The sequence below is a fragment of the Streptosporangium sp. NPDC006013 genome, from assembly GCF_040614275.1.
Classification (GTDB): Bacteria; Actinomycetota; Actinomycetes; order Streptosporangiales; family Streptosporangiaceae; genus Streptosporangium.
This window is the reverse complement of record NZ_JBEXUE010000321.1, coordinates 1-11818: the sequence shown is the minus strand read 5'-3', so window position 1 is coordinate 11818 and position 11818 is coordinate 1. Positions and strand designations below refer to the sequence as shown.

The window sequence follows — 11818 nt, the reverse complement described above, 5'->3', positions numbered from 1 at the left end:
ACCTGCTTGCGGTACTTGTCGTGGTCGTAGCCGCGATCGGCCAAGAGGACGTCGGGCCGTCGGCGGGGCCGTCCACGCTTGCCGCGCACCGGCGGGATCGCCTCCAGCAGCGGCACCAGCTGGGTGACATCGTTGCGGTTGCCGCCGGTGAGGATCACTGCGAGCGGGATGCCGGTGGCGTCGGTGATCAGGTGGTGTTTGCTGCCGGCCCGTCCTCGATCGACCGGGGACGGCCCGGTCTGCGCCCCCCTTTTAGAGCTCTGACGTGGGAAGAGTCCACCGCGGCCCGGGAGAAGTCGAGGGCGTCGACCGCGCGCAGCTTGGCCAGGAGCACCTCGTGCAGGCGTTGCCAGACGGCGGCCTTGTTCCACTCGTTCAGCCGCCGCCAGCACGTCATGCCCGAGCCGTACCCCAGCTCCTGGGGCAGGTGCTCCCACGCGATGCCGGTGTACAGCACGAACAAGATGCCCTGCAGAGCAAGGCGGTCATCCAACCGCTTACGTCCTGGCCAACGGGCTCGACGCTGATGTTTGGGCAGCAGCGGTTCAATGACCGCCCACAACTCATCGCTGACCTCCCACGGCTTCAGCCGCGCCACCTGCCCACCCCTCTCGCCGTCGCTACAGCGAGAGATCAAAGCACAGCAAAGCCCATTCTGTTAGGCGCTCTTAGGGACAGAACTGCGGTTCTGTCGCATGTATCCAGAGCGTCTGCGGGAGCGGTCAGCAGGGGGCCCGGTAGCAATCGCCGTGAAAACAACGGATATGCAGGTCAGGGCACTCTCGGAGCGCTGCGGCAACGTCCCGGGAAGGGGCCGCTGACCTGCATATCCGTTGAAAATTTCCCCGATACTACTGGGACCCCGTCCACCCGACGTGCGATCAGTCCCCGTGACACCCGCGGAGTTTTGCCAGGCGTTCACGCGGGGTGGGGCGAGGTGGCTAGTGATCCCGGCGAGCGGACCCGGCCCTCCGCTCCCGAACGTGTCCCCAGCCGCCAGGTAGGTCTGCCGGCGACATTGGGTTCGCGTGATGGGTGTCGGGATTAGACGGTTTCCCTACACCCTCACCGACCCGGCCCCCGATCGGCTCTGATCGACGGGAGAGTTGGGGTGGGCGGGCTTGGGGCGGTGCGGCCCGCCCACCCCGGTGGTCACTGGGCCACGATCTCGTTCACGATCCACGCGCCGAGTTCTTCGGTCATGGTGGTGTGTCCTTCGTTGCGGCTGGCGCACACGAAGGCGTCCAGGGCGCTGTGGTCCGGTGTGATCGGACGGTACAGCGCCTTGGAGTCGTTGATGTCGCCGGCCGCGAGGGCGCTGATGGCGGGGATGAAGCAGGACGTGCCGATGACGTCGGGGTCCACGGTGTTGCCGAGCAGAGCCATGAGGACGGCGGCCATGCCGAAGCTGCCGGCATCGCCCGCAGGGGAGGGCACGGTGAACAGGCCTCCGGGAGCACCGTCGATGTCCGGCAGCCCGCTGGTGCGCACCGAGGTCGGCTCGCCGTCGTCTGTCTTGTGCAGGCGGGCGACTGTCTGATCGCCTTGTGCCTGGGTGTTGAGCCAGGTGTCGCGCAGCGTCTGGCCGTTGCACCTCACCGCCCTCGCACCGGCCTGGATGCCGTTGCCGACGCCGGTGTCCACTCCGTTGGCGACACCGATCTTGCGGACACCCCTCGGCCATCCCCCGAGCTCGTCGAGTTCCTGGAGGAACGCCACCCGCTCGGGTGCCGACTGCGGGGTGTCCCCGACCTTCTCGATGTGCCACCGTGCCATCTGCCGCGCGGCGGGGCTGTTGAGCAGCCCGGACAGCTGGCGCAGGTAGGGGCCCACGTTGGGGTCATCGCCCCAGTTGTCGGTCGCGAAGTGCGTGAAGGCCTGCAGGGCGATGGGGAACCATGCGCCGTGGTGGGGGGAGTCATAGGAGAAGTACAGGGACGTCTCGTGGTCGGGAAGGGCGGGGTCCTGCTCCATCTTGGCCAGCGCGTAGCGGGTGACCAGCCCGCCCATGCTGAACCCGCCCACGACCAGCTTCGCCCGGCCGACCCGCTCGCTGATGGCCCGGCGGATGCAGTCGATGGCGGTGTCGGCGTTGTCGGTGATCGATGCCGTCCGGTCGCTGTAGCCGAGGATGATCACATCGCGGCCGGTCGCGTGGAGTTCGGAGACGAAGCGGTAGTCTCCGTTCTCCTCCAGGCCGTGCCAGAGCTGGTCCAGGTTGCTCGACCCGTTGGAGAAGCCGTCGGAGAGGATGACAGGCCTGATGAGCTGCCTGCGGTTCAGCGGGCTGTAATAGACCCAGGCCGTCCCGCCGGCGAGGGACCATTCGTCATGCGGTTCGGGCGCGGGCGGATACGAGGAGCGGGCGCCAGGGGCGACCGGGCCCCAGACGTCGACGACAGGAGTGGACATGCTCATTGACTCCTTGCGTAGGTCACGGATTCACCAGAAGGGGCCGGTCCCGCTCACGCAGCGCTGCGAGATCGTCACCACTCCACAGAGTAGTCACAATATGGTTATGACTAACTACCCTAAGTGAGAAGATGGCGTTGTCCTTTGGTACCGCCAGCAGCCCCCGCCCAAGGTCGGCGCGACTGGACCTGCTCAAAGCGGCCGAGCACCCACCGGGCTCCTTCAGGGGTCCAGCCCACATACGCCCAAAACCCACAATGAGACCGCGTTCCGGCTGGTCAGGGGCATGAGCAGCGGCGTACGATCCGGATCCCGCCCCGAGGGCACGTCGCGACCGATCGGAGGTGGGTTTCGGCGCGGGATGGCCGTCGGCGGGCCGGGGCCGAAAGGGCGGCCGACCGAGGGCGAGGCGCTGAGCTGGGCCGGAGGCCGCAGTGCCCAGGTTCGGCCACCCCGCTACCTGACGGCTCGGGACACGTTCGGGAGCAGAAGGCCGACTCCGGGCAGGCTACGAAACCGCACTCAAGATCGACTCATGGCCGGTTTTACCGGTATCTCGGCTGGACCCGATGGCGTGGTGGATGCCGATCACGCCGATGCCGACTTCGCCGGTGATGACGCCCAGGGCGCGGCTGCCGCGTCCTGGATCTCAGGGAACGGCAGCCGAGAGATTTGGTCAGGGAGTCACGATGGCGAGTTGCGAGACGAAGTCCTCGGTGACCCAGAGGTTGTCGTCGGGGCCGGTGGTGATGTCGAACGGTCCGGCGACGAGAGTCGGCAACGCGTACTCGTTGATGATCCCGGACGTGGTGGAGTAGGCGACGTTGTTGGCTTCCTGCTCGACGAACCACACATTGTTGTCGGGCCCGACGGTGATGCCCCACGGGAAACTGTCAGGGTCGGAGAGCGTGTACTCGGTGAAGTTGCCCGAGGTGTCGACGTTGCTGAGCTTGCCGTTGGCGTCGGTGTACCACAGGTTGCCGTCAGGGCCCGTGGTGATGCCGACGGGCATCGCGCCGGAGGACGGCACGGCGAACTCGGTGATCGAGCCGCTCGTGGTGATCTGCCCGATGCTTGCGGTGAGCGGTTCGGTGAACCACAGGTTGTCGTCCGGCCCGGCGGTGATGCCCATCGGGTAGGCGCCGCTGGAGGGCAGGGCGTACTCGGTGATGGTTCCGGAGGTGGTGATGCGTCCGATCTTGTTGCCGGCCGCCTCGGTGAACCAGAGTGCGCCGTCGGGCCCGGTGGTGATGTAGGCCGGCTCGGAGTCACCGGCGGGCAGGGCGTACTCGGTGAACAGGCCTCCTGTCGTGACCTTTCCGATCTTGTTGGCGTAGTTCTCGGTGAACCATATGTTGCCGTCGGGGCCGGTCGTGATGCCGACGGGGGTCGCGGGGTCGGTCGGTATCGACAGCTCGCTGATCGACGGTGTCTGCAGGGCTTCGGCCGCGAGCCTGGCAGGCCGGGCGGAGCGGGGTGGAGGTGGGAAGTGGCACTTGATGCGCCGGTGCTGTGGCATCTGCTTGAGCTTGAGGCAGAGCTTCACCCACGGCCGTGCAGGGGACGGGTGTGGCGGGGTGGCGGACGCGGATAGGGCCGCCGGCGTGCTTACCGCCAGGGTCAGAGCCATGACCACGAGCGGGTAGCCCAGGCGTCGAGTCGAAAGACGCATGACATTCCTTCCAGAACAAGAACGAAAGGGAACGCGGGCGGATCGCCGGGCACCGATGAGTTGTTGTGGCGGGTCGTTGAGTCTGCGGTATCGAGGGGCCGCCATCAGCGGATGTTCACAGGCCTCGGCGCGCAAGCCCTTCAAGGTCTCGATCCGGGGTCATGGTGTTGCCTCGTGTCCGGCCCTCGCGACCCCAATATCTCCCACCGCCGTCGATCGCCAGCGACCTTCTGCGTTCGTGGCTGGTCATGGAAGCGCCAATTCAGCGGGGGTGAGCGCCGTGCTCGGCTCAAAGGCCGCTGCCGTGCGAGGGCGGATGTGAGGGGAGAAGGGCGGTGCCGGTCAGGCGACCGAGTGGCTGATGGTGCCGGTGTAGGTGCCCGCGACGGCGGAGGACGGGATGGTGATGACGAGCGTCGGTTGCCAGCTCGTGGATTGATCGATCCCTACCGCCTTGCGTCCGCTGAACGCGGTTACCGGCGCCGTCAGGGCGACCTGCTGGGCGGCGGTGACCTGTCCGGGGGTACGGGTGCCGGCACCCGATTCGGCGGTGACGGGGCCGGACCAGTACGCGACGTTGGCCTTGGTGATGGTGCCCGATCCGCCTGCGGTGGTGAAGTCGGTGGCCGAGACGGTCGCCGTCCAGGTCGGGCCCACCCCGGTCCGGATGTCGGTCACGGTCACCGTCCCCAGCGAGGCGCTGATCGTAGCTCCCCTGGCGCCGGAGCCGAGATTCGCCGAGGCCGGCACGGTGATCTCCAGCGAGTCGGCGCGCGAGGCGACCGTCACGACGGCCGCGGACCAGGGGGCCGAGACGCCTGAGGAGGCTGGGAAGGCGGGCGCGTCGAGGGCGAGCAGCACGACGAGCGACGCCGTCACCGGCAAGAGCGTTCGCGCGACGCCACGGCCGCCACGGTCGTCATGGCTCATCCTCATATCGATTCCTCGTACATCCCTCGCAGGCGATGCGGGTAGGGGCAGCTCTTCGGTGGGTGAAAAGACCGATGGCAGCTTAGATCACATGATCTACTCCGCGTCCGGCAACGACGTCCGGGTGCGGCAAATCCGAGGCAAAGACCGCCACAGGCCATGACATGCATCGCCCGCGCCCAGGGGCGTACGAACACGCTGCCCGGGTGCCGCATCCACGAGCCCCAAGCGCAGGCTGTGATCAAAGGACAGGCAGGTGGCCTCGCCTCAGCCACCCCCTCGGCTGACGGGGCCGCGCACCAACCCCGCACCGGCCTCGCGCCCGCACCGCGCTGACCGAGCCCGCGCGCCTTGTGCCGGAAGGCCTGCCCTCCACCATGATTGCCAGTCACCAAATGATCGCCAAAAGTGCCCAGGTGTCTTCTCAGGCAACTCTCCGCAGAGCGATCAGTACGGAGAATGTGCGCACGTAGGAACCGCCCACAGACCCAGGACGGGCGTTCGATGAGGGAGATCACCTAATGTCCAAGAGCCGTCTCGGTATCGTCTTGATGGGGGCCGCCAGTGTCACGGCGGCCATGATGGTGGCCCCGCCCGCCCAGGCCACCACCTGCCCTGCCTCAACCACCTGCTCCACCACGGTGAACTTCACCGTCACCGCCTCGGACGGGCTGACGATCACCGTGCCGGCCGGCCCGGTCAACGTCGGCAACGCCGCGCCGGGCGGCCAGATCAGCGGGCAACTCGGCGTGATCACGGTCTCCGACCAGCGTGCCGCGCTCAGCGCCACCTGGGTCGCGTCGGTGATCGCCGCGACAGGAGGTTTCACCACAGGAGGCGGCACCGCCGTAGAGACCATCCCCAACCCCGATGTCCTGTACTGGTCGGGCGCGGCGACCTCCACCACCGGCACCGGAACCTTCGTCCCCGGTCAGGCCAACGCGGCCGCCGCGCAGTCGCTGGACATCTCACGCACCGCCTTCAGCAAGACGAGCGGCTCCGGTGACAACTCCGCCACCTGGAACCCGACCATCGTCATCAACGTGCCCACCCAAGCGGTGGCGGGCACCTATACCGGCACGGTGAGCCACTCCGTCGCCTGACCCGCCATGGCCAGCTCACCGTTGCTCCGGCTCGTCTCCGCGGCGCTGCTCGCGCTCCTCGCGCACGCGATGGCCGGTGCTCCAGCGGCCGCCGCGGACCCCGGCCGGGGCCAGGCGCGTCCCAACGCCGACAAGAACAGCATCGGCATCAGGTTGCTGGAGATCCCCGCCAACCGGACCGACGACCCGCGCTCGCATCTCTTCATCGTCGACCACGTCAACCCCGCCACCACCTTCAGCCGGCGCTTCGAGGTCCACAACGCCTCAAACGAACCCCAGCACCTGCAGCTGTACGCGGCCGGAGCCGGCATCAGCCACGGCCGCTTCACCTTCGCGCCGGAACGCACCCCGAACGAGCTGAGCTCGTGGATCAAGCTCAACCGCGCCGCCATCGACCTGCCTCCGCACGACAGGGCATCGGTGAAGGCCACCGTCGCCGTGCCGACCTGGGCTCCCAAGGGGGAGCGGTACGCCGTCATCTGGGCGGAGGTCTCCGCCGCCGGAGCGGGGAAGCAAGAGGGCATCACCGTCGTCAACCGCGTCGGGATCCGCACCTATCTCGACGTCGGCCCCGGCGGGGAGCCGCCCACGGATTTCCGGATCGGCGAGATCGTGCCCCAGCGGACCGAGGACGGCCAGCCGAGAATCCAGGCCACCGTCGCCAACACCGGCGAACGCGCCATCGACCTCGAAGGCCAGCTGTCGCTGTCGGACGGGCCGAGCTCGCTCAGCGCCGGCCCCGTCCCGGTCGACCGCGGCACCACCCTGGCCCCCGGCCAGCAGGCAACCGTCACAATCCAACTGGGAGAAGACCTCCCCGACGGGCCATGGAAGTTCAGCCTCACCCTGACCAGCGGCCGGATCGACCGCACGCAGACCGGAACGCTCACCTTCCCGCAGAAGTCGGGAACGTGGGGCCTGGCGGCCTCGACAGACTCCCCGCTGACGCTGCCCCTCGCACTCGCCGCACTGGTGACACTCATCGCCGGGGCCAGCCTGCTCATCGCGCGCCGCTTCCACACGCGCCGCAAGAGCCCGGCAGCCCCGAGTCACGGTGGCGACCTCACCTGACGCCGAGGCGACATGCGCTTCGCCCCTCAAATCGGGGTATCGGTAAGGCTCGAACCACCAGCCGCAAACGACCGTGTCTGCCCAAGTGAGCACCCTACCTTCCCACCCGGCAGGCGGCCCACCCGAAATGCCGGCTTCGCGCGGAGGCGGCACTTTCGAGCCGTCGACTGCCTCATCCGGAATCGTCCGGTGCTCGAAATGTCAGGGCGGGTTCCGGGGCCGATTCCATGATCTTCGAAAAACGCTGATTTTTTGACGGCCGTGGTGACCTGAGGGGCGACTCGGGGAAAGCGGTTGTAGCGTGGGCCAGCGATCGAGCATGCGTCTGCGCATCATCGCGGTAAGGCCGCCGATGCCCGCGAAATCGGTGCTGTCGGCCGTGATTTCGCCGACGACACCCAGACGGTGCAGCAGGCGTTGGCGGGCGGTGGCCGTGCCCCAGCGCCAGTCACGGTGAGTCGCCCTGGCCAGATGGTCGGTACCGTCGCGACGGGCCCGTTCGACGAGGGCGTCGCCGCGCAGCAGCCAGCCGGTGCACGCATCGGCGAGGTCACCCTGGGGTTCGGTGCCGGTGGCGGCGCGCCAAGCCACACGGTATGCCTCCTCGGCGCGGCGCAGCAGCGGTGAAGGTGTGGCGGCGGCACACCAGCAGGTCGGGAAGGCGATACGCAGGTAGGCCAACTCGGTCAATCCGTTGCCCAGCGCGGCCTGCTCGAAATCGACGAAGCGGACTCCGTCGCGGGTGTACAGGTCGTTTCCAGGACAGGGATCCCCATGCAGCAGCGCGTTCCCCGGCGCGTGGCCGAGCCGGTCGAGCACGCCGTCGAACTCCGCGTGAACCGTCGGCGATGCTGTGACGCCGAGCCGGTCGGCCAGACGGAGAAATGCGTCGAGATCGCCGGGTCCAGGCGGGGACCAGCGCGGTAGCGTCCCGGCGTCGGCGGCGTTCGTCGTCGCGTGCAGCCGGGCCAGCGCCGCCGCGTAGTCGACAGCCCAGCCGTCGGCCGGGTCGTCGGCGTCAAGATGTTCCAGGACCAGGATCCGATGCTCCGGGTCGGTGCCGAGGATCTCGGGCACCAGGGGCGGATCGGCTCGCGCGGCGAGTCGCAACGCGGTTACCTCACGCTGGAAGCGCAGGTCGGCGTCCGTACCACCGACGATCTGTTTGATCACCGCGGTGGTTCCGTCCATCTCGGCACGCCACACGCGCGAGCGTGGACTGCTGGTCAGTCGGCGCAGCCGGGTCACGGGACCGAGCAGAGCCCGCAGGTGCCGCTCGGCCGAGGGCCTCGACCATCCCATGTGCCTGTCCCCTCGTCGCGCATCGTCCTGACTGCTCTTTTCTTCCTGCTCCTCTGTTCGTTCTACATCGGCAGCGCCAAGACCGCTCCCCGCGACCCGGGCGGCCCAGCCGCAGCCGGTCCGGGTGCGCGCCGAGCGCATCGACGACAGGCTCCCGGCCCGGCGCCGCAGGAGAGCACCGGCCGCGCCCTGCCGCCCGGCGCCTCCTGAGGCGATGAGCGATCTACGACGCGGCCCGATGCTCCCCTACCGGCCACCGGGCACCCCCGATACCGGAAGGCCGGTGGTCGCTCCCCCGCTGGCCAGCGATGTCGGCCCCATGACGCGGCCGGACCGGCTGCACCGCGCCGTCACCCGAGGCGACCCTCCGATCCCGGAGGCGGCCTGCTGCCTGACCACCAGCGGCCGGCCTGTTCAGTCGGCAGCGGCCGAGGCCGGGGTACAGGGCCGGGTGCCCGCCCATAGCAGGAGCGCGAGGCAGCTGATCGCGGTCCCCAGTGCGCACACGGCACCCCAGCCGGCCGCCGCATAGAGAGCGGTCGAGGCAATGGCTCCGAAGGCGCTGCCGAGCGAGTAGAAGACCATGTAGCCGCCGATCAGTCGGCTGCCCGCGTCCGGGCGAAGTGTGTAGATCAGGCTCTGGTTTGTGACGTGGACCGCCTGCACGGCGAGGTCGAGGACGATCACGCCGACCACCAGTGCCCATAGTGACTGTCGGGCGAAGGTCAGGGGTAGCCACGAGGCGACGAGCAGGGCCAGGCCGATGCCGGTGGTCCGCTGGGAGAGCCCGCGATCGTTTAGGCGGCCGGCTACGGTCGCAGCCAGGGCGCCTGCGGCTCCCACCAGTCCGAACGCGCCGATTGCCGTGTGGGACAGAGACAGCGGAGGCGCGCTCAGCGGCAGCGCGATGCAGCTCCACAGGGTGCTGAAGGCGGCGAAGATGAGCAGGGCGAGCAGGGCACGGAGCCGAAGGAGGCGCTCCTGTGCGAACAAGGAGAGCGTGGAGCGCAAGAGCTGTCCGTAGTGCATGGACGGTGCAGCGGTGTCACGGGGCGGCAGGGCATGGTGCAGTACCAGGGCGAGCACGCAGGTGAGGGCTGCCGAGGTGAGGTAGACGGAGCGCCAGCCGGCGAGGTCGGCCAGGAGGCCGGATACGGTGCGGGCAAGCAGGATGCCGGTGACCACACCGCTGGTCACGAGGCCGACGACGCGTCCGCGTTGCGCCGGTGGGGCGAGCGAAGCAGCGAAGGCCACCAACGTCTGAGTCACCACCGCGAGGAGTCCCACAGCGGCCATACCCGCAAGCAGGAGCGCCGTGATGGTGGCGGTGCCGACCACCATCAGCGCCGTCGCCAGCAGGAGCAGCTGCATCACGATGAGGCGCCTGCGGTCGACCAGGTCGCCCAGCGGCACGATGAAGAACAATCCCAGCCCGTAACCAAGTTGTGTGAGGGTGACGACGGCACCGAGTGTCGCCGGGTTGATCGCGAAGTCACGGCCCAGTGTCACCAGGAGGGGCTGCGCGAAGTAGACGTTGGCCACCGCAGTCCCACAGGCGATGGCGAGGAGCAGGGGGATGCCTCGGGGTAGCGCGAAGCTGGGAGTCCCCTCGTTCGTGCCCGCGGTCCTCGGTGTCGTGGTCTCGTCGTTACTGGCCACTCGGCGCCCTTCGGAAATTGGTTTCATCTTGCTACCGGATGGACGGTAGTCGTTCTGGTAGCATGTTGCAACCGATGTAAATGTGGAGGGTGTCATGGTCAGGCGGACGCGTTTCAATGACAGCGACTGTCCCGTCGCTCGATCAGTCGACGCGATCGGCGACTGGTGGTCCTTGTTGATCGTGCGGGACGCGTTTGATGGCAGCCGCCGCTTCGGAGAGTTCCAGCGCAGCCTTGGCGTCGCCAAGAACATCCTCACCACGCGTCTGCGCGTCTTGGTCGCCGGCGGCATCCTGGACGTCGTCCCGGCCTCCGACGGCAGTTCCTACCACGAGTACGTTCTGACGCCGAAGGGCAAAGACCTCTTCCCCGTCATCGTGGCGCTGCGGCAGTGGGGCGAAGGACACTTCTTCGAGCCCGATGAACCGCATTCGGAGATGATCGACCGCCAGCATGGGCGGCCCCTGCGCGTACTAGAGGTCCGCTCCGCAGATGGGCGACGGCTCGACCCCGAGGACACCACCGTCAACAAGGTCAATCAGCCCAGAACGCCGACCGGGACAAGGTCCGAGTAGCCTTCTGACGCAATCGTGGCGCGACGGCCCCAACCAGCTGGCCTCATTTCTTACCGCCATAACGCCGACCAAGCGGCGAGTAGACCCGAACGACCTTCGCGGATTTCGGTCAACGGAGCCGATCCTCGTTGCAGCAGCGCGGCGAATTGTTTTACGAGACGTTTGTCGATCTGTTCGATGCTGCCCTCGGCCGCGACGGCGCGTGCCGGCCATAGCACCCGTGGTGACAGTTGGACCTGTGGAGGACCCCCGAGAAGTGATCCAGACGCGGTGAGAGCCGGGGGTCCGGTGGTGCTTCGCCGAAGCCTGGCGGCCGGGGTGTGCTTTGGTCAGGTGCCGCGCCGGTCAGCCGGAACCGGTCGGTCTGGGAGTGTCGATCCAGCGGGCGGCTGCGTCGAAGGTATCCGTCGGGGTGCTGTTGAACGCGATCGCCGCGTTGGGAGCGTGTCGTCGTACCAGGTTGACGACCTGCTCGAACAACTCAAGCTGATCTTCGGGTTTCCGTACGCCGCCGCCGATGACGACGCATTCCCAGGGCCGCGCGCGCAGGGCATGGCTGACGATCGTCTCCACCTCGTCGCTGCCGTCGAGGCCGAACAGGCAGGTCTCGACGCCGACGCCGTGCTCGGCGAATCGAGCTGTGCCGACCTCGATTGCGTCGGCTACCGGCTTCGGGTCCCAGGGCCCGGGAACCCGGTACGGGTCAAGGCCGATCACGAGGACGCGGGGTATCGGGGCTGTTGTGTCCACACCCGGGACCTTACGTCACAGGGGTTGCCGCGCGTGGCCATGTGGGCCGCGGTCGACAACGGACGGCTCATCGGTGTGTGCGCGACGCGGCGCAGGCCGCTGGTGCCTGGTAACCGGGGGGCTGTGTCGTCGGCGGTGGCTGTAGTCGTCCTTCCAGTCGCTGATCACGACCCGGGCGCGGGTCGGGCTCCAGAAGATGCTGATGTTCAGGCACTCGTCGCGGATGCGGCTGTTGACCGACTCGATGTAGCCGTCTGAAGGTCGCGGTCAGGGGACTGCAGGCGCCGCCCGCCGACACCTGGGTCGAGGTCACCGGCATCTGGATCCCGCAGACCTTCGGCAAGA

Annotated in this window: 9 protein-coding genes and 2 pseudogenes; 3 read left to right on the top strand and 8 right to left on the bottom strand. The window is 68.1% G+C overall.

Annotated elements, in window-relative coordinates; translation table 11 throughout:
• The 4 genes and pseudogenes from ABZ260_RS35315 to ABZ260_RS35300 all read right to left on the bottom strand — a co-directional run.
• Nucleotides 1–589: pseudogene (locus ABZ260_RS35315) on the bottom strand (IS5 family transposase); the annotation flags it as partial.
• A gap of 563 nt (nt 590–1152) precedes the next feature.
• Nucleotides 1153–2412: a hypothetical protein gene (locus ABZ260_RS35310; RefSeq protein ID WP_355626336.1), complete on the bottom strand. Its 1260-nt coding sequence runs from the start codon at nt 2410–2412 to the stop codon at nt 1153–1155.
• A 676-nt stretch (nt 2413–3088) separates the two neighbouring features.
• The gene (locus tag ABZ260_RS35305; protein WP_355626334.1) at nt 3089–4084 is read right to left on the bottom strand and encodes a virginiamycin B lyase; all 996 of its coding nucleotides are present in this window, start codon (nt 4082–4084) and stop codon (nt 3089–3091) included.
• A 342-nt stretch (nt 4085–4426) separates the two neighbouring features.
• Complete coding sequence (locus tag ABZ260_RS35300; RefSeq protein WP_355626332.1) at nt 4427–5014, bottom strand: hypothetical protein; 588 nt, start codon at nt 5012–5014, stop codon at nt 4427–4429.
• 521 nt (nt 5015–5535) lie between these two features.
• Here ABZ260_RS35300 and ABZ260_RS35295 point away from each other — a divergent pair.
• Together ABZ260_RS35295 and ABZ260_RS35290 are read left to right on the top strand one after the other, a co-directional pair.
• Nucleotides 5536–6117 carry a hypothetical protein gene (locus tag ABZ260_RS35295; RefSeq protein ID WP_355626330.1) on the top strand — a complete coding sequence of 194 codons (582 nt, stop codon included), beginning with the start codon at nt 5536–5538 and terminating at the stop codon, nt 6115–6117.
• Between the two features lie 6 nt (nt 6118–6123).
• Nucleotides 6124–7188, top strand: a complete 1065-nt coding sequence (locus ABZ260_RS35290) for a hypothetical protein (protein ID WP_355626329.1) — start codon at nt 6124–6126, stop codon at nt 7186–7188.
• Nucleotides 7189–7389: 201 nt separating this feature from the next.
• Here ABZ260_RS35290 and ABZ260_RS35285 read toward each other — a convergent pair whose 3' ends face one another.
• Together ABZ260_RS35285 and ABZ260_RS35280 are read right to left on the bottom strand one after the other, a co-directional pair.
• Nucleotides 7390–8490 carry a hypothetical protein gene (locus ABZ260_RS35285; RefSeq protein WP_355626327.1) on the bottom strand — a complete coding sequence of 367 codons (1101 nt, stop codon included), beginning with the start codon at nt 8488–8490 and terminating at the stop codon, nt 7390–7392.
• A 414-nt stretch (nt 8491–8904) separates the two neighbouring features.
• On the bottom strand, nt 8905–10149 hold the full coding sequence (locus ABZ260_RS35280; protein ID WP_355626325.1) for an MFS transporter: 1245 nt from the start codon (nt 10147–10149) through the stop codon (nt 8905–8907).
• Nucleotides 10150–10243: 94 nt separating this feature from the next.
• On the opposite strand from ABZ260_RS35280, the gene ABZ260_RS35275 reads away from it, so the two are divergent.
• Nucleotides 10244–10723, top strand: a complete 480-nt coding sequence (locus ABZ260_RS35275; protein WP_355626323.1) for a helix-turn-helix domain-containing protein — start codon at nt 10244–10246, stop codon at nt 10721–10723.
• 345 nt (nt 10724–11068) lie between these two features.
• On the opposite strand, the gene ABZ260_RS35270 is transcribed toward ABZ260_RS35275, so the two are convergent.
• Both ABZ260_RS35270 and ABZ260_RS35265 read right to left on the bottom strand, forming a co-directional pair.
• Nucleotides 11069–11473 carry a hypothetical protein gene (locus ABZ260_RS35270; protein ID WP_355626321.1) on the bottom strand — a complete coding sequence of 135 codons (405 nt, stop codon included), beginning with the start codon at nt 11471–11473 and terminating at the stop codon, nt 11069–11071.
• A gap of 67 nt (nt 11474–11540) precedes the next feature.
• Nucleotides 11541–11728 (bottom strand): annotated as a pseudogene (locus ABZ260_RS35265) (integrase core domain-containing protein); the annotation flags it as partial.
• Nucleotides 11729–11818 lie beyond the last annotated feature (90 nt).

Coding starts and splice junctions, on each gene's coding strand:
- ABZ260_RS35310 (WP_355626336.1), bottom strand. CDS start 2,412: ATGTCCACTCCTGTCGTCGACGTCTGGGGCCCGGTCGCCCCTGGCGCC.
- ABZ260_RS35305 (WP_355626334.1), bottom strand. CDS start 4,084: ATGCGTCTTTCGACTCGACGCCTGGGCTACCCGCTCGTGGTCATGGCT.
- ABZ260_RS35300 (WP_355626332.1), bottom strand. CDS start 5,014: ATGAGCCATGACGACCGTGGCGGCCGTGGCGTCGCGCGAACGCTCTTG.
- ABZ260_RS35295 (WP_355626330.1), top strand. CDS start 5,536: ATGTCCAAGAGCCGTCTCGGTATCGTCTTGATGGGGGCCGCCAGTGTC.
- ABZ260_RS35290 (WP_355626329.1), top strand. CDS start 6,124: ATGGCCAGCTCACCGTTGCTCCGGCTCGTCTCCGCGGCGCTGCTCGCG.
- ABZ260_RS35285 (WP_355626327.1), bottom strand. CDS start 8,490: ATGGGATGGTCGAGGCCCTCGGCCGAGCGGCACCTGCGGGCTCTGCTC.
- ABZ260_RS35275 (WP_355626323.1), top strand. CDS start 10,244: ATGGTCAGGCGGACGCGTTTCAATGACAGCGACTGTCCCGTCGCTCGA.